Genomic DNA, 20,765 nt, shown 5'->3' on the forward strand with positions numbered 1-20,765 from the left:
GGTCCCGAGGGGGCCAATCGGCCGGATTATGCCAAGTTGTAAATATGTCAGTACAAACCTTTGACAGGACAATAATTCTAGGGCAAAGTAGTGGTTGTGGCCCCGCTCATGGGGGTCCGCCAGGCACCGGAGCTCTATCTGTTTAGAGGTACAGAGTTCAAACCAGAAAGGTCTGCGATTACCGTGACCCACGAACTGCTCACGATCGGGCGCATCAGCGTTGATATCTACCCGAACGACATCGGGGTTGACCTGGAGGATGTCACGTCCTTCGGAAAGTACCTCGGTGGATCACCGTCCAATGTGGCCGTCGCAGCCGCCCGGCATGGCCGCCGGACCGGAGTGATCACCCGCACCGGCGACGACGCCTTCGGAAAATACCTGCACCGGGAACTGCGCAAGTTCAACGTGGACGACACGTTCGTCACGCCGGTGAAGGAATGGCCCACGGCAGTCACGTTCTGCGCCATCAAGCCGCCGGAGGACTTCCCGCTCTACTTCTACGGACGCTTCCCTACGGCCCCGGACCTGCAGATCAAGGCCGAAGAACTGGATCTTGACGCCATCCGGGATGCACGGATCTTCTGGTCCACGGTCACCGGACTGTGCCAGGAACCCAGCCGAGACGCCCACATCAAGGCCCACGAGGCCCGCCCGCGTAAAGAGCTCAAGGAAGGCCAGTACACCATTCTTGACCTGGACTACCGCCCCATGTTCTGGGCCTCGGAAGAGGAAGCCCGGGCCCAGGTTGCCAGGATCCTGCCGCACGTCACGGTGGCTATCGGCAACGACAAGGAATGCGCCGTGGCCGTGGGCGAGGGAACCCCGGACGAGCAGGCGGACCGACTCCTGGCCGCCGGCGTCGAAATCGCCGTCGTCAAACTCGGCGCTGAAGGTGTCATGGCGAAGACCCGCACCGAGCGCGTGGTGTCCGCCCCCGTTCCGGTGGAAACCGTCAACGGCCTGGGCGCCGGGGACTCCTTCGGCGGAGCCTTCTGCCACGGACTGCTGTCCGGCTGGAGCCTTGCCGAGGTCCTCGATTACGCGAACGCCGCCGGTGCGATCGTCGCGTCCCGCCTGTCCTGTGCGGATGCCATGCCGACGCCGGACGAGGTCACCTCGCTGCTGGCCGAGCGCGGCCGGCTTGTTCCCGGCACCCTGATCACTAATGGGCTCGCCACCGAAGGAGCAGCACTGTGACTCTCAACGTCTCCCGTACCACTCCGGATACCCTCCCGGCCGCTGCGGGCGCGGACGACGATCCCCGCCGTTACGCCCACCTGAGCACCATCCGCCTGGAGGATCCGGACGCTGTTGCCCGCGCCGCGAAGGCACGGCGCCGGCACCCCGGCCTCAAGTACGGCCGGCAGAACTTCATCGTGGCAGCTGACCACCCTGCCCGCGGCGCCCTCGCGGTGGGCAATGACCCTGTGGCCATGGCCGACCGCCGGCAGTTGCTGGACCGGCTGCAGATCGCCCTGGCAAACCCGGACGTGGACGGCATCCTCGCCTCCCCGGACATCATGGATGACCTGCTGCTGCTGGGCGCACTCGACGGCAAACTGGTCTTCGGCTCCATGAACCGCGGCGGACTCACGGGTCTGGTCAACGAATTCGACGACCGCTTTACCGGCCACACGGCGGCAGCGCTGGAGGCACTGGGTGCCGACGGCGGCAAGATGCTCACGCGCATCTGCCTTGGCGACCCCGATACCGTTTCCCTGCTGGAAGCGACGGCAAAGGCGATCGACTCCCTTGCCGAGCGCAAGCTGATTGCCATGGTGGAGCCGTTCCTGTCCGCCTGGCACAACGGCAGGGTCCGCAACGATCTGTCCACCGACGCCGTGATCAAGTCCGTGGCCATCGCCGAGGGTCTTGGTTCCACCAGCGCCTACACCTGGATGAAGCTGCCCGTGGTGGCCGAGATGGAGCGCGTCATGGCTGCCACCACCATGCCCACCGTGCTGCTGGGCGGAGACCCGGAAGGTACCCAGAACGAAGTGTTCGCCAGCTGGGAAGCCGCCCTCGCCCTCCCCGGCGTGCAGGGCCTGACGGTCGGCCGGACCCTGCTGTACCCGCAGGACGGCGACGTTGCCGGCGCCGTGGCCACCGCGGCCTCCCTCCTCCACCACACCGCATCAGCCCACACCGCAGAAGTATCGGAGTAACCTCCCATGGGGATGAAAACTGCCACAGCAGGAACCCGCCGCATGACGGTCGCCCAGGCCGTCGTCGAATACCTTTCCAAGCAGTACACCGTTGACTCTGTCGGCGGACTGGATTACCGCGAACGCCTGATCCCGGGAACGTTCGGCATCTTCGGACACGGCAACGTTGCCGGCATCGGCCAGGCCCTCAAGCAGTACCAGGCTGCCGACCCCACGATCATGCCGTACTACCAGGGCCGCAACGAGCAGGCGCAGGCGCACCAGGCCGTGGGCTACGCACGCCACACCCGGCGCCGCCAGACGTTCGCCATCAGCACCTCGATCGGGCCGGGCTCCTCCAACCTGCTCACCGGCGCGGCCCTGGCCACCACCAACCGCCTCCCGGTCCTGCTGCTCCCCAGCGACACCTTCGCCACCCGCGCTGCGGACCCGGTGCTTCAGCAGCTCGAACAGCCCTACGCCTACGACATCACCGTCAACGACGCCTTCCGGCCGCTGTCCAAGTTCTTCGACCGTGTCTCACGGCCCGAGCAGCTGTTCTCCGCGTTCCACCACGGCCTCCGGGTTCTGACGGATCCGGCCGAAACCGGCGCCGTCACCATCTCCCTCCCGCAGGATGTCCAGGCGGAAGCCTTCGACGTGCCCGAGGAGTTCCTGGCCGAACGCGAGTGGCGGATCCGCCGCCCGGACGCGGACGACGAGGACATCCGCCGCGCCGCCGAAGTGATCCGCGCCGCGAAGCGCCCGCTGATCATCGCCGGCGGCGGAGTCCTCTACGCCTACGCCAACGATGAACTCGCGAAGTTCGTCGAACTGACAGGCATTCCGGTGGGCAACACCCAGGCCGGCGTGGGAGTCCTGCCCTGGGACCACAAGTTCTCCCTCGGCGCGATCGGCTCCACCGGCACGACGGCGGCGAACGCCATCGCAGCCGAAGCGGACCTGATCATCGGGATTGGCACCCGCTACGAGGACTTCACCACCGCCTCCCGGACCGCGTTCCAGAACCCGGACGTGAAGTTCATCAACATCAACGTCGCCGCCATCGATGCGTACAAGCACGGCACCACGCTGCCGATCGTGGCCGATGCCCGCAAGGCCCTGGTCAAGTTGAACCAGGCGCTCGGCGGCTACCGCGTGGGCGCGGACTTGGAACAGCAGGTCGCGGCCGAGAAGAAGCGCTGGGACGCCACCGTGGACGAAGCGTTCGACACCCGCTTCACCCCGCTGCCGGCCCAGAACGAGATCATCGGCGCCACCAGCCGGGCCATGGACGCCCAGGACGTCGTCATCTGCGCCGCCGGGTCGCTGCCCGGTGACCTGCACAAGATGTGGCGCGTCCGGGACCCCTTTGGCTACCACGTGGAATACGCCTACTCCTGCATGGGCTACGAAATCCCCGGCGGGCTCGGCGTCAAGCGCGCAGCACTGGCGGAAGCGGCAAAGGGCGGTGCGCAGCGCGATGTTGTGGTCATGGTGGGGGACGGCTCCTACCTGATGATGCACACCGAACTGGTCACCGCCGTCGCCGAACGCATCAAACTGATCGTGGTCCTGATCCAGAACCACGGCTACGCCTCCATCGGCTCGCTCTCCGAATCCCTCGGTTCGCAGCGCTTCGGTACCCAGTACCGTGCCCTGGACGAGGAGCAGCACAGCTTCGACGAAGGGGACACCCTCCCGGTGGATCTGGCCCTGAACGCCGAGAGCCTCGGCGTGAAGGTAATCCGGATCGAACCGGGGGAGAAGGTCATCGCCGAACTCGAGCAGGCCATCCGGGATGCCAAGGCCGCCCCCGAACGCGGCGGACCCATCCTGATCCACGTCGAATCCGACCCCCTGCTGGACGCGCCTAGCTCCGAATCATGGTGGGACGTCCCCGTCTCCCAGGTCTCCGACCTCGAATCCACGCAGCAGGCCTTCAAGACCTACACCGACCACAAGAACCGCCAGCGCAAGCTGCTCGGCTGAATCCCCCTTCACTTAAAGCCACAGACCAAGGAAGTCCATCACCATGTCAACGACGACCGTCACCACCACCATCAACCACTTCATCAACGGGGCCGAGACCGCCGGCGAAGGCGACCGCACCCAGCCCGTCTACAACCCGGCCACCGGCGCCGTCTCCGCGGAGCTGCGGCTGGCCAACCGGGCGGACCTGGACGCCACCGTTGCCGCCGCCCGCAAAGCCGCCGACAGCTGGGGCGACATCTCCCTGGCCAAGCGCACCGCCGTGCTGTTCAAGTTCCGCGAACTCGTCGCCGCCCACGTGGACGATCTCGCCGAACTGATCACCGCCGAGCACGGCAAGGTCCTCTCCGACGCGAAGGGCGAGATCGGCCGCGGCCTGGAGGTCATCGAGTTCGCCTGCGGCATCCCGCAGCTGCTCAAGGGCGATTACTCGGACCAGGTCTCCACCGGCATCGACGTCTTCTCCTTCCGCGAACCGCTGGGCGTCGTCGCCGGCATCACCCCGTTCAACTTCCCGGTCATGGTGCCGCTGTGGATGGCCCCGATGGCGATTGCCACCGGCAACGCCTTCATCCTCAAGCCCTCAGAGCGCGACCCCTCCGCCTCGATGCTGCTGGCCAAGCTCTGGAAGCAGGCGGGCCTGCCCGACGGCGTCTTCCAGGTCCTGCACGGCGACAAGGAAACCGTTGACGGCCTGCTGACCCACCCGGACGTGGACGGCATCTCCTTCGTCGGCTCCACCCCGATCGCCCAGTACGTCCACGAGACCGCTACCAAGCACGGCAAGCGCGTCCAGGCCCTGGGCGGCGCGAAGAACCACGCCATCGTCATGCCCGACGCCGACCTGGACAACGCCGCAGACCACCTCGCGGCAGCGGCTTTCGGTTCCGCCGGCGAACGCTGCATGGCCATCTCCGTTGCCGTCGCCGTCGGCGATGCCGCGGAACTGCTGGTCAAGAAAGTCGAAGAGCGCGCCCTCGCCGTCAAGGTCAACAACGGCACCGCGCCCGACGCCGAAATGGGCCCGGTCATCACGCCCGCCTCCAAGGAACGCATCGTCAGGATCGTCACCGAAGCCGAAGCCGCGGGTGCGGCCATGGTGGTGGACGGCCGCGACCTGGTGGTCCCCGGCCACGAGGAAGGCTTCTGGGTCGGGCCCACCGTCCTGGATCACGTCAAGGCCGAAATGACCGCCTACACGGAGGAGATCTTCGGACCGGTCCTCGTGGTGGTCCGGGTCGAGGACCTGGATGCAGGCATCGCCCTGATCAACTCGAACCCCTACGGCAACGGCACCGCGATCTTCACCTCTTCAGGCGCCAACGCCCGCAAGTTCCAGCGCTCCGTGACCGTGGGCATGATCGGCATCAACGTGCCGCTGCCCGTCCCCGTGGCCTACCACTCCTTCGGCGGCTGGAAGGCCTCACTGTTCGGTGACAAGCACATCTACGGTCCCGAAGGCGTCTCCTTCTACACCCGTGGCAAAGTAGTTACCTCACGCTGGCCCGAGCCCACCCACGCCTCGGGTGCCTCGTACAACTTCCCGTCCAACTAGTACTTCCGGTCCCAAAAAGAAAGACAACGCTGTCATGACTGAGAACAAACTGATCATCGGCACGGCGCCGGATTCCTGGGGTGTCTGGTTTCCGGATGACCCCAAGCAGACGCCGTGGGAACGGTTCCTCGATGAGGTGGCCGAGTCCGGCTACAAGTGGATCGAACTCGGCCCCTACGGCTACCTGCCCGCCGACCCGGCCCGGCTGGCCGAAGAACTCAAGCAGCGCGACCTGAAAGTCACCGCCGGAACGGTCTTCACCGCCTTCCACCGCGGGCTGGACCAGTGGGAGGCCGCCTGGGAGCCGGCCCGCAAAGTTGCCGAGCTCACGGCAGCAATGGGCGGCGAGCACATCGTGGTCATCCCGGCCATGTGGCGCGACGACGTGACCGGCGAAGCGGTGGAGAGCGGACAGTTGACAGAGAAAGCCTGGAACGACCTGTTCAGCGGCCACAACCGTCTGGGTAAGACCCTGCTGGAGGACTTCGGCCTGAAGCAGCAGTTCCACTCGCACGCCGATTCCCACGTCGGAGCCCAGGAGGACATCGAAACCCTCCTGTCCGCGACCGACTCGAAGTACCTGAACCTCTGCCTGGACACCGGCCACGCCGAATACTGCGGAGCCTCCAGCCTTGAACTCATCAAGAACTACCCGGACCGTATCGGCTACCTGCACCTGAAGCAGATCAACCCGGACATCCTCAAGAAGGTCAACGAGGAAAACATGACCTGGGCCGCGGCCAACCTGGCCGGCGTCATGACCGAGCCGCCGAACGGGCTGCCGGACCTGCGCGCCGTCATCGAAGCAGTGGAGGCACTGAACCGCCCCATCTTCGGCATCGTGGAGCAGGACATGTACCCGGTGGCCTTCGACGTCCCCATGCCGATCGCCAAGCGCACCCGCAACTACCTGCTGTCCTGCGGCTCCCGCACGGCAGTCAACTAACAGCCGCCCAGGCACCCGAAACGTAAGGAAAGAACAATGACTGAAACCCTTCGCGTCGCCGTCATCGGCGCCGGCCGCATGGGCGCGGACCACATCCAGCGCCTCAGCAAGCGCATCCACGGCGCTGAAGTTGCCGCCGTCGTCGATGTTGACCTTGCCCGTGCACAGGCAGCCATCGAGGGCATCCCGGGCGCAGTGGCCCTGGCCGATGCGGACGAGGCGCTCAACAACGGGGACGTCAACGCCGTCCTGATCGCCACTCCCGGCTTCCTGCACGAAGACATCCTGCTGAAGGCCCTTGCCAGGGACATTCCGATCCTCTGCGAGAAGCCGCTCACCCCGGATGCCGAGTCGGCATGGAAGATCGTCGAGGCCGAGGAAAAGCTGGGTCACAAGCGCATCCAGGTGGGCTTCATGCGCCGCTTCGACGCCGAATATGCAGCCCTGGGCCAGGTCATCCGCGACCACGAACTGGGCGAACTGCTGATGCTGCACCACCAGCACCGCAACCCCACCACCCCGGCGGGCTTCACCAACGAAATGCTGATCAATGATTCGGTGGTGCACGAGTTCGACGCCATCCGGTTCTTCACCGGCGAGGAAATCACCAGCGTCCAGGTCCGCCTGGGCAAGGCCACGAAGAACGCCCCGGCCGGCCAGCACGACCCCCAGCACGTCCTGGTGGAAACCGAGTCCGGCGTCCTGGCGGACGTGGAGATCTACGTCAACGCCAAGTTCGGCTACGAAGTGGCCACGCAGGCATCCTTCGAGGACGGCATCGTCAGCATCGGCGGCGACAAGGGCCCCTACACCCGCAGCGCCGGCCGCTGGGGCGGCAACGTTACGCCCGGCTTCGAAGAGCGCTTCGGCGCGGCGTACGACGTCGAAATCCAGGCCTGGGTGGACGCGGCGCTCCGCGGCGAGATCGGCGGTCCCACCGCCTGGGACGGTTACGCCACCGCAGCATGCTGCGAAGCCGGTGTGGAAGCGCAGAAGAACGGCGAGAAGGTGGCCGTGAAGCTGAACGCCAAGCCCGCCCTCTACAGCTAAGCCCGCCCGTTCGATAACTGACTCATCCACCATGGAGTGTTCCCCGTGAAAATCGCACTTGATCCAACGCCGTTCCACCACTCGCACAGCCTGCTCGAATTCCCGCGTGTGGTGGCGGACCTCGGCTACAAGTACATGCAGATGACGCCGCACGCCGACTTCATCCCGTTCTACAACCACCCCAAGGCCGACGACGAACTGGTGGGCAAGCTCAACAAGGCCTGCAAGGACGTGGGGGTCGAGATCGCCTCGGTCCTGCCCGTACTCCGTTGGTCCGGGCCGGACGAGGATGCCCGCGAAGCTGCTGTCCGTTACTGGAAGCGCGTCATCCAGATCACGGTGGACCTGGGCGTCAGCACCATCAACACCGAATTCAGCGGACGCCCGGAGAAGGCCGAGGAATCAGAGCGCGCCTTCTACCGCTCCATGGAGGAGTTGCTGCCCATCATCGAACGCGAAGGCCTGGACCTCCTGATCGATCCGCACCCGGACGACTTCGTGGAGGAAGGCCTGGCCGCCATCCGCGTCATCCGCGGCCTGAACTCCAAGAACGTGGGCCTCGTCTACGTGGCATCGCACAGCTTCCACATGAAGAACGCGCCGCTGGATATCATGCGCGCGGCGGGGGACAAGCTCCGGCTGGTGCACGTCGCAGACACCATGAACCACCACGCCTCGCACGGCCTGCGCTACATCACTAACCCGCCCGGCAACCCGGTCCGCGTGCACCAGCACCTGAAAATCGGCGACGGCGACGTCAACTGGGAGGAATTCTTCGGCGGCCTGCAGGAAATCGGCTTCCTGGACCGTGAAGACACTGTGATGGTGTCCAGCGTCTTCGCCGAAGACGAGAACGCCGCGGAGGTTTCCCGTTACCAGCTGGACACGATGAACAACTACATCGCGAAGGCCCGGTAGCGGCTGCCCGATGAAGCAAACGGAAAATACACTCCCCAGTACATCGGCCCGATCCCGGTCCGGAAGCGACGGCCCGGCCAGTGATGCCGCCCATCCCAAGGGATTCATGCGGCGGGTGGCACTGTTCTCGACATTCGGCGGGCTTCTCTTCGGCTACGACACCGGTGTCATCAACGGTGCCTTGCCGTTCATGCAGCGCGACCTCGGGCTGACGCCGCTGACCGAAGGACTTGTCACTTCGACGCTGCTGTTCGGCGCGGCCTTCGGCGCCATCACCGCGGGCCGGTTGTCCGACCGTTTCGGCCGTCGCAGGACCATCATGGCGCTGGCGATTATCTTCGCCTTGTCCACCGTCGCCTGTTCCATGGCGCCCACCACCGAGCTGCTGGTGGCAGCCCGTACCGTCCTGGGCCTGGCGGTGGGCGGGGCATCGGTGATCGTGCCCGTGTACCTTGCGGAAATGTCGCCGGCAGCCCAGCGCGGGCGAATCGTCACGCAGAACGAGCTCATGATCGTCACGGGCCAGTTCCTGGCGTTTACGTTCAACGCCGTCCTGGGCAACGCCTTCCCGGAAGCGTCCCACGTGTGGCGCTGGATGCTGGTCATCGCAACGCTGCCCGCGGTCGTACTCTGGTTCGGCATGCTGGTACTGCCCGAAAGCCCCCGCTGGCTGGCGTCGGCCGGACGCTTCGGCGAGGTCCTCGAGGTGCTACGAAAGACCCGTGCCACGGCCGATGTCTCCACGGAATTCGATGAAGTGCGGCAGGCGGCCCGGGAAGACTACCAATCCAAGCTCGGCACGTTCCGGGACCTCACCGTGCCATGGATCCGCAGGATCTTCGTGGTGGGCCTGGGCATGGCGGTCATCAACCAGATTAGCGGCGTCAACGCCATCATGTACTACGGCACCTCGATCCTCTCCAGCTCCGGCTTCGGGGACCAGGGTGCCCTGCTGGCCAACGTGGTCAACGGCATCACCTCCGTGGTGGCCGTCATTGTCGGCATGTCCCTGATGACGAAGGTGCGCCGGAAGTCGATGCTGATCGTGGGCCTGGCAGGCACGGCATCCTCGCTGCTGGCCATCGGCCTGATTTCCATGCTGGTTCCTGAAGGCATCGCCCGCGGCTACCTGGTGCTGCTGTTCATGGTGACCTTCCTGGCGTCCATGCAGTCCTGCATCGGCACGGTGACGTGGCTGACCATGTCCGAAATCTTCCCGCTGCATGTCCGCGGCATCGGCATGGGCATCTGTGTGTTCGTGCTGTGGATGATCAACTTCCTGATCGGATTCTTCTTCCCGCAGATGGTGGCGTCGATCGGCGTTTCAACCACGTTCTTCATCTTCGTGGCAATCCAGCTGGCAGCCATCGTCTGGGTGAAACGGGTGGTCCCTGAGACCAAGGACAAGAGCCTTGAGGACCTGGAGCACCACTTCAAGAACGCTGCCGTCAAGGACGCTGCGGGAGTTAAGTAGGCGTCTCTTCAGCAAGAAAGCCCCGCGGGCGCGCTTCGGCGCGGCGCGGGGCTTTTGCGTTGTGGTGTTCTTGTTTGCGGCCTAGGCGTGCGCGTGCAGCCTGGGCAGCGCGTCCACCAGCGGGGCGAGCTCCGGGATCTCCTGCGCTTCGGCCAGGGCCCGTTCCAGCGTGGCGTCGTGGGTGGGGCGCGCCTCCTCCAGCAGGTTGATGCCGCTCTCCGTCAGTTCGGTGTAGATGCCGCGGCGGTCGTCCGCGCAGAGGATGCGCGTGAGCAGGCCGCGGTCCTCGAGCCTGTTGACCAGCCTCGTGGTGGCGCTGGCGCTCAGTGCGGTGGCGCGGGCCAGTTGCTGCATGCGCATGTGCCAGCCGTCCTGCCTGCTCAGGGCATCGAGCACGGTGTACTCGACGACGGACAGCCGGGCTTCGGCTTGGAGCGAGCGTTCCAGCTCCGACTCGATCAGGCCGTGCAGGGCCGCCAGGGTGCGCCATCCCTGTGCGCGGACTTCAACGGCGTCGTCCTTGATGCCCATGGTGTACTTCCCTTCGAATCGCGTACCCCATGGATATGAAACGGGGCACAACAAATAGTAGTTGCTTGCGCGTGGTATCTGCTTGTGCAACAATAAATAACGCGTCTGCAACTAGTAGCTTACGCGCCCTACCCCCATTCCGTACAGTTTTGAAGGAGCTCCGCCATGCCTATTGGCCTGTTAGCACTAGCCCTCGGCGGGTTCGGGATCGGACTCACTGAGTTCGTGATCATGGGCCTGCTGCCTGAGGTTGCCGCCGACTTCCGCGTCAGCGAGGCCACGGCCGGCTGGCTGATCTCCGGCTACGCCCTCGCCGTCGTCGTCGGCGCCCTCCTGCTCACAGCGGCCGTGACGCGCTTCGAACGCAAGCCTGTCCTCGCCGTCCTGCTGGTGCTGTTCATCGCCGGCAACCTGGTCTCGGCCACCGCTCCCGACTACTCCATGATGATGATCGGCCGGATTGTGGCCGCCCTGGCCCACGGCGCGTTCTTCGGCATCGGGGCCGTGGTGGCCGCGGACATGGTGGCCCCCACGAAAAAAGCGGGCGCCATCGCCATCATGTTCACCGGCCTCACCGCCGCCAACGTCCTGGGCGTCCCGTTCGGAACCATGCTCGGCCAAGCGGCCGGCTGGCGCTCCACCTTCTGGGCCATCACGGGCATCGGTGTCCTGGCGCTCATCGGCATCCTGACGCTGGTGCCCCGGACCGGGCAGGGCGACACGGCTGCCCAGGCTGCCTCCGGCGGGCTCCGCGGCGAGCTGCGCGCCTTCCGGTCCGGCCAGGTGTGGCTGTCCATCCTGGTCACCGTCCTCGGCTACGGCGGCATGTTCGGTGCCTTCACCTACATCGCCTACACCCTCACCGAGGTCACCGGCTTCGCGGCGTCCACCGTGCCCTGGCTCCTGATCCTCTTCGGCGTCGGGCTGTTCATCGGGAACACCGTGGGCGGGAAGGCCGCAGACCGCAATGTGGACCGCACGCTCCTGGTAGTTCTCGCCGCGCTGGTGGTGATCCTGGTGGCCTTCGCGGTGACCGCCGCTAGCCAGCCCCTCACCATTGCTTCCATCGTGCTGATGGGCGGCTTCGGCTTCGCGACTGTCCCGGGGCTGCAGATGCGCGTCATGAAGTACGCCGACAGTGCCCCCACCCTGGCCTCGGGTGCGAACATCGGCGCCTTCAACGTCGGCAACGCCCTTGGCGCCTGGCTGGGCGGCGTCACCATCACGGCGGGCCTCGGCTATACCTCGCCGATCTGGGCCGGGGCAGGGATCACCCTCCTTGGACTCGGTGTGATGGCTTTCGCAGCCGCGAAAGCCAAGCGGCAGGATCATGAACGTACGACGGCGGCCTCCGCGCCCGCTGCTGCCGAGGCGCCCGTCGGCGTCTAGCAGCCGCGGAGACGCGCCCCGCGGCCCCGCCCGGCGGGGCGTGGGGGCTTTCGCATGGCAGCGCCGGGGATGGTGGCCTGGCCGTCATCCCCGGCTTTTCTGTGCCATCAAACCCGTTTTTAGGTAAAAACATCCTAATGTCAGGACAAACTATTGACTTTAGTGAGCCGAATCACCATGATCGAGGTAGACAGTGCTCCGGCGGTTGCAGAGTGGCAGCCCGGAACCTGAGATCAAAGGAGATAAAGGTGGCTAATTTTTCCTGGCGCAAGGCGGCCCTGGTTGCGGCGGTGGTGCCGATGATGGCGTTGAGTGCGTGTTCAAGCACCGGCGGAAAGCCCGCCGAGACGGGTGGCGGCGCAGGTGGTGGCCAGGCCGCAAGCACGGACCGCATCAAAGTGGCACTCATTACCCACGCTGCCGCGGGTGATACCTTCTGGGACATCGTCCGCAAGGGCGCCGAGGAAGCGTCGGCGAAGGACAACGTTGAGCTGCTCTACACGAGCGATCCGGAAGCTGGCCGGCAGTCCCAGCTCGTCCAGCAGGCCATCGACCAGAAGGTTGACGGCATCGCGATTACGCTCGCGACCCCGGATGCACTGAAGGACGTCCTGAAGAAAGCCACCGACGCTGGGATCCCCGTGGTGAGCCTCAACGCCGGTGAAGGCGTCTCGGCCCAGCTCGGAGCGTTCACCCACTTCGGCTCGAACGAAAAGCTCGCCGGCGAGGCCGTCGGTACCAGGCTCGCATCCGAAGGCTACAAGCACCCGGTCTGCGTGATCCAGCAGCAGGGCCACGTGGGCCTCGAAGCGCGGTGCGCCGGCGTCAAGGCCAAAGTGCCCGGGACTGAAATCCTGTACGTCGACGGCAAGGACATGACCGCAGTCCAGTCCACCGCGACAGCCAAGCTGCAGGCGTCCAAGGACGCCGACGTCATCATCGGCCTGGGTGCCCCCATCACGCTCACCCTCCTCAAGTCTGTCACGGACGCCGGCAGCGCTTCCAAGGTGGCAAGCTTCGACCTGAACGCGGATCTCGCGCAGAAAATCGTTGACGGAAATGTCCTCTTCACCGTGGACCAGCAGCCGTGGCTGCAGGGCTACATGTCGGTTGACGCGCTCTGGCAGAACAAGCGCGGCGGCTTCAAGCTCGGCGGCGGCCAGTCGGTCCTCACCGGTCCGAGCCTCGTCGACAAATCCAACGCGGCCGACGTCCTGAAGTTCGCTCAGCAGGGTATCCGCTAACAGCCCGCTGGCCGGGCCGGCCTGCGCCGGCCCGGCGGCAAGGAGAATCATCATGACCATCACCCAGACACCGACAAAGCCGGCGGCGCCCGATGAGCGCGTCGCCAAGCGCAGTCCGTTCCAGAAACTCCTCGGCCGGCCCGAGGTCGGTGCCCTCGTGGGCGCCATCGTTCTCTTCGTTTTCTTCGCGCTGGTTTCCCCGACCTTTACCCAGCCCAATGCCCTGGCGACCATCCTTTATGGCAGTTCGACGATCGGGATCATGGCGGTGGGGGTGTCCTTGCTGATGATTGGCGGGGAGTTCGACCTCTCGACAGGTGTCGCCGTGATCAGCTCCGCGCTGACGGCCTCGATGTTCAGCTGGTACTTCAGCACGAATGTGTGGGTGGGGGTTGGCCTGGCGTTGCTCGTGTCCCTGGGAATCGGGTATATCAACGGCTGGATCCTCATGAAGACCAAGCTGCCCAGCTTTATTGTCACCCTGGCCACATTCCTCATGCTGACCGGCCTGAACCTGGGCCTGACCCGACTGATCGGCGGGGGTGTTTCCTCGCCGTCGATTTCCACCATGGATGGTTACAAGTCCGCACAGGCACTGTTTTCCTCCTCGGTAAACATCGGCGGGGTGGACGTCAAGAACACGGTCTTCATTTGGTTCGCTCTGGTTGCTGTGGCCTCCTGGGTCCTGCTCCGGACCAAGGTGGGCAACTGGATCTTCGCCGTCGGCGGTGACGCGAACGCGGCCCGGGCCGTGGGTGTACCGGTCAAGGCCACCAAGATCGGCTTGTTCATGGCCGTGGGTTTCTGCGGCTGGATCCTGGGCATGCACAACTTGTTCGCATTCGACGCCGTGCAGTCCGGTGAGGGCGTGGGCAACGAGTTCCTCTACATCATTGCCGCGGTGATCGGCGGCTGCCTCCTGACCGGCGGTTACGGTTCGGCCGTGGGCGGCGCGATCGGCGCGTTCATCTTCGGCATGGCCAACAAGGGCATCGTCTACGCGCAGTGGAACCCGGACTGGTTCAAGTTCTTCCTGGGCCTGATGCTGCTGCTGGCCACCATCGTCAATCTCATCGTCAAGCGCCGCGCAGAGCTCAAGTAAAGGGGCCGGAGAAATGAATGCCAAACAGATTGACCAGCAGACCTTGCTCCAGAACGAAACCGATCCGCTGACCCACACTCCGGTGCACCTGCTCTCGCTGGACAGGGTCGGCAAGCACTACGGCAACATCGTCGCCCTGACCGACGTCACCATGGCCGTGGACAACGGCCGCGTCACCTGCGTCCTGGGCGACAACGGCGCCGGCAAGTCCACGCTGATCAAGATCATCGCCGGCCTGCACCAGCACGACGAGGGTGTCCTGAAGGTCATGGGGGAGGACCGGAAGTTCACCTCCCCCCGCGACGCCCTCGACGTCGGCATCGCCACCGTCTACCAGGACCTCGCCGTCGTGCCGCTGATGCCGATCTGGCGGAACTTCTTCCTCGGCTCCGAGCTGACCTCCGGCTTCGGCCCGTTCAAGAGCATGGACGTCGAGAAGATGAAGGACATCACCAAGCACGAACTCGCAGAGATGGGCATCGACCTGCGCGACGTGGAGCAACCCATCGGCCAGCTCTCCGGCGGTGAACGCCAGTGCGTCGCGATCGCCCGTGCCGTGTACTTCGGCGCGAAGGTGCTGATCCTGGACGAGCCGACGGCGGCCCTGGGCGTGAAGCAGTCCGGCGTGGTGCTCCGCTACATCCTGCAGGCCCGTGACCGCGGCCTGGGCGTCATTTTCATCACCCACAACCCGCACCACGCCTTCCCGGTGGGTGACCGGTTCCTGCTGCTCAAGCGCGGCAAGTCGATCGGCTACTACGAGAAGAAGGACATCACCCTCGACGAACTCACCGCCCAGATGGCCGGCGGCGCCGAACTGGCCGAACTGGCCCACGAACTGGAACAGCTCGGCGGCCACGGAGACGTGGTCAAGGAAGTCAAGGGTGAAGTGGCTGAGGTGGCACAGACCACCGGCAAGGCCTACAGCTGACCCCTACGGCCCAGCTGCACGAGCAGGGTCAGCCCGCCGGGGCCGGCCCTGCTCAGCCATGCCATAGCCCGGCACCCGCAGCACCGGGAACCCGCAGCTGTGCGGTTCCGGCACGCCCGGCGCGCGCTGGCGATGGCGCTGGCCTGCATCGAATCAGTCAAGCAAGGCGCCCCGGCGGCGGTGGCGGCATCAACGGTGGATTATGCAGAGGAGAATCATGAAGGACGTCATTCTTGGCCTGGTCGGAGTGGGGCGGATCGGCGTCATGCACGCCAACAACATCGCCGCGCTGAACGGGATCCTCAACCCGGAAGGCATCAACGTCAGGCTCCGGCTCACCGACGTTGCGGAAGAGCACGCGCGGACCGTCGCGGCCGGGCTTGGCGCCGAGTTCCTTCCCTCGGTGGAGGCACTCCTGTCCTCCGGGCTGGACGGGCTGGTCATTGCCACCGGAACGGCAACGCACCCGGAACTGATCAAAGCCGGTGTGGATGCCGGGATCCCCGTGTTCTGCGAGAAGCCGGTGGCTTTGAACGTGGCGGACGCGCTGCCGGTGCTGGACTACATCCGGGACCGGAAGGGTGTGGTGCAGATCGGGCACCAGCGCCGCTTCGACGCCGGCTACCTTGAAGCCCGGCGCGCCTACCAGGCCGGCGAGCTGGGCTGGATCCACTCGCTGCGGGCCGTCACATGCGACATGGCACCGCCTCCGGTGGAGTTCCTGGCCAGCTCCGGCGGCCTCTTCCGGGACTGCTCCGTCCATGACTTCGACATCCTGCGCTGGCTGACCGGCCGGGAAATCGTGGAGGTGTACGCCAAGGGCTCCAATAACGGCGACCCGGCCATCGGCGGCGTGGGGGACGTGGACACCGCGCTCGCGCTGGTGACGTTCGACGACGGCACGGTCGGGACCGTCTCCGCCACCCGGTATAACGGGGCTGGCCACGACGTCCGGCTCGAAATCCAGGGTTCCCGCCGTTCGCTGATGGTGGGGCTGGATGACAAGACGGCGATGGTATCGGCCGAAGCCGGGATCGACTTCCCGGCGGGCGAGCCGCACAAGACCTTCGCGGAACGCTTCGACCAGGCATACCGCTCCGAGATGGCAGCCTTCGTGGAGCTGATCCTGGGCCGCCGGGAGAACCCGTGCACCCCGGAGGACGCCGTGGCCGCATCCCGGGTGGCGGACGCCGCCCAGGAATCGCTGGCAACGGGCGTCCCGGTCCGCGTGGCCCAGAAAGTGCCCCGCTGACCCCCGGCGGACGCTGGTCCCGGCGGCGCTGGCCCGTAGCGCCCAGCGGCAACGAAGAAGCCCCTGACCGGCTGAACCGGTCGGGGGCTTCTTTTCGTCTCTAGGCGGTGAAGGGCAGCCGCGGGTCCACGTCCTTGCCCTCCCAGGTCTGGCGGATCCAGCCGTGGTGCGGGTCATCGCTGATGAGCCACTCACGGACGGGGCCGGGACCGGCCATCACGTTCAGGTAGTACAGGTCGTATCCCGGGGCGGCCATTGCCGGGCCATGCCAGCCGTAAGGCACCAAAACGACGTCGCCGGTACGGACCTCAGCCGAGACGTCGATGGGCCGATCGTCGGAGGCATAGACACGCTGGTAGCCGATGGCATCGCCTTGCACGCCTGAGCCGGCCGCGGGACCGTCCGGCGCTACGCGGGTCTCGAAGTAGTAGATTTCCTCGAGATTGGTTTCGCCGTCCTTTTCCTCGTCATGCTTGTGCGGGGGATACGAGGACCAGTTGCCGGCCGGAGTGATCACTTCGCAGACGATGAAGCGGTCGGCCTCCAGTGCGGCCGGGGTACCGAAGTTGTGGACCTGCCGCGAGCAGTTGCCGGCACCCCGCAGTTCCACGGGGGTCTCGGCGGCCGTCACGAGCCGGGTCGGGTAGGACGTCTTCGCGGGAGCCGTTGCAACCGCCACCCGGCCGCCGTCCGCAGAACTGATGGTGACAGCCTTCTCCGTGCCGGTGTAGAGCACATCGCTGGGGCCGTGGAAAACGCTGGCCCGGCCGGCCAGCGGGAAGTCCTTGCCGTCGACCGTGGCGGTAAAGGAACCGCTGAGCGGAACCACGATGCGTTCCTCGCCGGCGGCGGGGAGTTCGACGGCGGCGCCTGCTGCCAGCGTCCCGACTTTGAGTCCGGTGTGGGCCCAGCCGTCCACGTCAAGCGCGGAGTCGGACGTTCCCAGGGAAACGTCCCAGCCGCCGTCGGCGGCGGAGCCCAGCGGATATACCCAGTTGGCCATAGATTTATTCTTTCGTTTAAGTGCTTGCTGCCGCAGCGCCTAGCGCTGGACGAGGGTCATTTCAAAGCTGTAGGAGTCGCCGCGGTAGACGTGGTGGCCGGTCTCCACCATGCGTCCCGTGTCGTCCACAGCGGTGCGTTCCATGGTCACCAGCGCCAGGCCGGGTTCGGTGTCCAGCAGCGGAGCCTGGTAGTCATTGGCAACCATGGCGCCGATGCGCTGCGAGGCCAGCCGGAAGTTCACGCCGCCGCTGCGTAGGATCGCGTACAGGCCCTGGGCGGCCAGTTGGGCCTCGTCGATGGGGGTGATGTCGTCGCGGACCCAGTTTTCCATCAGGGCCAGCGGCTTGCCGCCCACCTTGCGCAACCGGGTGAAGTGGTACACCTTGGCACCGGCGGGAAGCTGGAGGGCTTCACGCGTGGGGGCATCGGCTTCGATATGGGAGAAGCTGAGCACCTCGGTGGTGGGCTTGCTCCCGTTATTGGTGAGGTCGTCGTAGAGGCTCGAAAGTTCCAACGGCCTCCGGACCTGGCTGGAGACAACCTGCGTGCCCACCCCGCGCTTGCGCACCAGGAGTCCGGACCGCACCAGCTCGTCCATGGCCTTGCGCATGGTGGGCCGGGACAGGTTGAGCTGGGCCGCAAGGTCGATCTCGTTGTCCAGCCGGCTGCCCGGGGGGAGCAGCCCGGTGTGGATGGCCGACTCGATGCCCTGGACCACCTGGTGGTAGAGGGGGACCGGTGAAGAGCGGTCGATGCTGAGATTAAGTTGATTCGCCACTGAGCGCTCCCTTGTGCTCCGCGACCTCCGAGGGTACCGGAGGGCCCGCGTATGTCAGCGTATGTTCTCTTGATAGGACATACTGCCTTTTTGACGATAATAGCAGGCTGCTCTCCGGCGGCCAAGGACTGGCAACCGGATGCCCCAAGGGGGCTCAGTCGCTACGCGCTCGCCGCGGCTGCCGCTGTAGGCCGCCCGCTTCGGCACACCTCCACGAACTCCCGGAAGGGTGCCACGCGTTCCCCGGCCGGGAGCTCCAGGACTTCGGGATGCCACTGAACGGATGCCACCCAGCGTGAAGGATCCTCCAGCGCTTCCACGGTGCCGTCGCCGGCGACGGCCGTTACGATCAGCCCGTCCGCAACGCGCGCCACCGCCTGGTGGTGTCCGGAGGCGATCTTCACTGTCAGGCCGTCCGCCCCGCCCTGCCGGTTGTAAAGACGTCCCACCTTGGAAGCGGGGAGGATGTCCACGTCGTGCCAGGCCCAGGGTCCCGGCGCCGCTTCATCGGCACCGTTCATCGCGGCATCGCCCGGCGCGGGCTCGTGGTGCGTCACCGGCCCGGCAGCCATGTCCTGCACCAGGGTTCCGCCGTAGAGGACGTTGAGGAGCTGGTGTCCGCGGCAGATACCCAGCAGCGGCAGGCCCTCGTCCAGGCTTCCGCGCGCGACGGCCAGGTCCAGTTCGTCCTGTGCCGGGTTGACGTCGTAGCATGCGGCGCCCTGCTTTTCGCCGTAAAGTCGCGGGTCCAGGTCCCCGCCGCCGGGGAGTACGACGCCGTCAAGCCCCTTGAGCGTTTCGGCCAGCCCGCCGTCGTCGGAATCTGCCGTCAGCAGTACCGGCTCCCCGCCGCCGGCGCGGACCAGCTCCACGATGTACCCGAACAGTTCATTGGCTTCCCCGACCCGGGGGTCTGTACCCCGGGAGGTGCTGAGCCGGACCGGGATTCCGATCCGGGGGCGGCCGGCCGGGTGCAGGGGAGGAATGTGCATGACTTATTCTGCAACAGCCCGAAACGGTTAGGCTTGCCGGATGAACAACAGATACCTTGTGTCCCGCCAGCGCTTCATCGAAGCCGGCCCCGAGGTTATTTTCGAGGTCCTGGCCACGCCTGCACTGCACAGCGTGATTGACGGGTCGGAGACTGTGAAGGCCGCCCAGCCTCGCGGTCCGGAGCGGTTGTCTGCCGGCGCCAGGTTCGGCATGGAAATGAACATGCTGGTTGACTACAAGATCCTTAACACGGTCTGTGAGTTCGAAGAAGGCCGGCGCATCGCCTGGCGGCATTTCTTTGGCCACGTGTGGCGCTATGTGCTGGAACCCTCCACCGACGCCCGCGGCGTCCCGGGCACGCTGGTCACCGAGCAATGGGATGCCCGGCGGGTCCGCGGAAAGTCCTTCCTTCGGCTGGCCGGCTACCTGCGCCGCCACCCCGCCAACCTGGAGGCCACCCTGGCGAAGCTGGACCAGTATGTCGCCGGCTCGGGCCAGGATGCTGATCCGGGTCGCGTTCGACAGTAATGTTGAAGGCACCCGCAGCGGCGGGTACGACTGAAGGCAGGAGCCAGGATGGGCCGCAGGACACTCGTTGACGACCTCGTCGACGGCCTGCTCGACGACATCCTTGACGGCAAGCTGAAGCCGCACGATGCCATACCCCCCGAAGCGGATATTGCCAAGGCCTACGATGTCAGCAGGCTCACCGTACGCGAGGCGCTCAAGGCGCTGCGGGCGCAGAATATCCTCTACGTCAAGGCCGGCCGCGGAACGTTCGTCAATCCCTCGGACAACTGGACCGGGCTGGACGCGATCTTCAAGGCCGCCTCGCACGGAAACGCGGCAGACCAGGTCTCCGTGGGGCTGATCGAGATGCGCCGCATGGTGGAAACGGGTGCGGCCTCCCTGGCTGCCAAGCGGCACACCCCCGAGCACGCCGAGCAGATGCGGGAGTGCATCACGGCAATGAAGCGTTTCCATGAGTCCGGTGACCTGGACCGCTTTGTCGAGGCGGACATCGCATTTCATGACGCAGTGCTGAAGGCCTCGGGCAATCCGTTTGTCCGGGCCCTGTTCGCGCAGCTGGGCCAGCTGCTCTACATGACCAGGCGGGAGACCTCGGCCGTGCCCGAAATCCAGGTCCACGCCATCGAGTACCACCAGAGGGTCATGGACAGTATCCTCAGCGGGGACGCCGAGCTGTCCCGGCGGACCATGGACGAACACATGGAGCAGACGTACCGCGACTACGAACGGTACGTGCACCGCTCCGAGCCCTGACAACCGCGCAGCCCGCGCCGGTATCCGGCCCGCCATGTGCAATCGCACCACGCGGCGGCTGCGCGGCGCGGGCTTGACGTAACCCAGATCACGCTCCTATGATTTTCCTCATGTTCTTCCGTCAGATGTCAGACATCAGACTCAGCTGGTAGTCCGACGGAATCACCCCCCAAC

General features: G+C 65.8%; 19 protein-coding genes. 15 read left to right on the plus strand and 4 right to left on the minus strand.

Annotated elements, in window-relative coordinates; translation table 11 throughout:
- The first annotated feature begins 183 nt into the window (after positions 1–183).
- The 8 genes from iolC to AC1MDG_RS04275 are packed head-to-tail and all read left to right on the plus strand — an operon-like array spanning position 184 to position 10,082.
- Positions 184–1,200 carry a 5-dehydro-2-deoxygluconokinase gene (gene iolC / locus AC1MDG_RS04240; RefSeq protein ID WP_479807790.1) on the plus strand — a complete coding sequence of 339 codons (1,017 nt, stop codon included), beginning with the start codon at positions 184–186 and terminating at the stop codon, positions 1,198–1,200.
- Complete coding sequence (locus tag AC1MDG_RS04245) at positions 1,197–2,168, plus strand: Cgl0159 family (beta/alpha)8-fold protein (RefSeq protein WP_479807792.1); 972 nt, start codon at positions 1,197–1,199, stop codon at positions 2,166–2,168. Before iolC ends, AC1MDG_RS04245 begins: the two co-directional genes overlap by 4 nt.
- 42 nt (positions 2,169–2,210) lie before the next feature.
- Entirely contained in the window at positions 2,211–4,139 is a 1,929-nt protein-coding gene (gene iolD / locus AC1MDG_RS04250) for a 3D-(3,5/4)-trihydroxycyclohexane-1,2-dione acylhydrolase (decyclizing) (RefSeq protein ID WP_479807794.1), read from the plus strand.
- Between the two features lie 43 nt (positions 4,140–4,182).
- The gene (locus AC1MDG_RS04255) at positions 4,183–5,694 is read left to right on the plus strand and encodes a CoA-acylating methylmalonate-semialdehyde dehydrogenase (protein WP_479807796.1); all 1,512 of its coding nucleotides are present in this window, start codon (positions 4,183–4,185) and stop codon (positions 5,692–5,694) included.
- A 34-nt stretch (positions 5,695–5,728) separates the two neighbouring features.
- Complete coding sequence (locus AC1MDG_RS04260) at positions 5,729–6,640, plus strand: sugar phosphate isomerase/epimerase family protein (protein ID WP_479807798.1); 912 nt, start codon at positions 5,729–5,731, stop codon at positions 6,638–6,640.
- 36 nt (positions 6,641–6,676) lie between these two features.
- Positions 6,677–7,690, plus strand: coding sequence for a Gfo/Idh/MocA family protein (locus AC1MDG_RS04265; RefSeq protein ID WP_479807800.1), 1,014 nt, complete (start codon positions 6,677–6,679; stop codon positions 7,688–7,690).
- A gap of 45 nt (positions 7,691–7,735) precedes the next feature.
- Entirely contained in the window at positions 7,736–8,608 is an 873-nt protein-coding gene (locus AC1MDG_RS04270) for a sugar phosphate isomerase/epimerase family protein (RefSeq protein ID WP_043478576.1), read from the plus strand.
- Positions 8,609–8,618: 10 nt separating this feature from the next.
- Entirely contained in the window at positions 8,619–10,082 is a 1,464-nt protein-coding gene (locus AC1MDG_RS04275; protein WP_479807801.1) for a sugar porter family MFS transporter, read from the plus strand.
- Positions 10,083–10,163: 81 nt separating this feature from the next.
- On the opposite strand, the gene AC1MDG_RS04280 is transcribed toward AC1MDG_RS04275, so the two are convergent.
- Complete coding sequence (locus AC1MDG_RS04280; RefSeq protein ID WP_479807802.1) at positions 10,164–10,613, minus strand: MarR family winged helix-turn-helix transcriptional regulator; 450 nt, start codon at positions 10,611–10,613, stop codon at positions 10,164–10,166.
- 165 nt (positions 10,614–10,778) lie between these two features.
- Here AC1MDG_RS04280 and AC1MDG_RS04285 point away from each other — a divergent pair, with 165 nt between their 5' ends.
- The 5 genes from AC1MDG_RS04285 to AC1MDG_RS04305 all read left to right on the plus strand — a co-directional run bounded on the left by AC1MDG_RS04285 (position 10,779) and on the right by AC1MDG_RS04305 (position 16,531).
- Positions 10,779–12,002, plus strand: coding sequence for an MFS transporter (locus AC1MDG_RS04285; protein WP_479807803.1), 1,224 nt, complete (start codon positions 10,779–10,781; stop codon positions 12,000–12,002).
- A gap of 248 nt (positions 12,003–12,250) precedes the next feature.
- The gene (locus AC1MDG_RS04290) at positions 12,251–13,246 is read left to right on the plus strand and encodes a substrate-binding domain-containing protein (RefSeq protein WP_479807804.1); all 996 of its coding nucleotides are present in this window, start codon (positions 12,251–12,253) and stop codon (positions 13,244–13,246) included.
- Positions 13,247–13,298: 52 nt separating this feature from the next.
- Positions 13,299–14,348 (plus strand): ABC transporter permease, encoded by a 1,050-nt coding sequence (locus AC1MDG_RS04295; RefSeq protein ID WP_479807805.1) that lies wholly within the window; start codon positions 13,299–13,301, stop codon positions 14,346–14,348.
- Positions 14,349–14,361: 13 nt separating this feature from the next.
- Positions 14,362–15,279, plus strand: a complete 918-nt coding sequence (locus AC1MDG_RS04300) for an ATP-binding cassette domain-containing protein (protein ID WP_479807806.1) — start codon at positions 14,362–14,364, stop codon at positions 15,277–15,279.
- A gap of 217 nt (positions 15,280–15,496) precedes the next feature.
- A complete protein-coding gene (locus tag AC1MDG_RS04305) occupies positions 15,497–16,531 on the plus strand; it encodes a Gfo/Idh/MocA family oxidoreductase (protein ID WP_479807807.1) in 1,035 nt (344 codons plus the stop codon).
- Between the two features lie 100 nt (positions 16,532–16,631).
- Here AC1MDG_RS04305 and iolB read toward each other — a convergent pair whose 3' ends face one another.
- The 3 genes from iolB to AC1MDG_RS04320 all read right to left on the minus strand — a co-directional run bounded on the left by iolB (position 16,632) and on the right by AC1MDG_RS04320 (position 19,306).
- A complete protein-coding gene (gene iolB, locus AC1MDG_RS04310) occupies positions 16,632–17,534 on the minus strand; it encodes a 5-deoxy-glucuronate isomerase (protein WP_479807808.1) in 903 nt (300 codons plus the stop codon).
- A gap of 39 nt (positions 17,535–17,573) precedes the next feature.
- Positions 17,574–18,314 (minus strand): GntR family transcriptional regulator, encoded by a 741-nt coding sequence (locus AC1MDG_RS04315; RefSeq protein ID WP_479807809.1) that lies wholly within the window; start codon positions 18,312–18,314, stop codon positions 17,574–17,576.
- Positions 18,315–18,475: 161 nt separating this feature from the next.
- Positions 18,476–19,306, minus strand: a complete 831-nt coding sequence (locus tag AC1MDG_RS04320) for a gamma-glutamyl-gamma-aminobutyrate hydrolase family protein (RefSeq protein WP_479807810.1) — start codon at positions 19,304–19,306, stop codon at positions 18,476–18,478.
- Between the two features lie 40 nt (positions 19,307–19,346).
- On the opposite strand from AC1MDG_RS04320, the gene AC1MDG_RS04325 reads away from it, so the two are divergent.
- Positions 19,347–19,835 (plus strand): SRPBCC family protein, encoded by a 489-nt coding sequence (locus tag AC1MDG_RS04325; protein ID WP_043478619.1) that lies wholly within the window; start codon positions 19,347–19,349, stop codon positions 19,833–19,835.
- 48 nt (positions 19,836–19,883) lie between these two features.
- Entirely contained in the window at positions 19,884–20,591 is a 708-nt protein-coding gene (locus tag AC1MDG_RS04330; protein ID WP_479807811.1) for a FadR/GntR family transcriptional regulator, read from the plus strand.
- The last annotated feature ends 174 nt before the right edge of the window (positions 20,592–20,765 follow it).

It is taken from the genome of Arthrobacter sp. AIWTK1 (assembly GCF_056680535.1).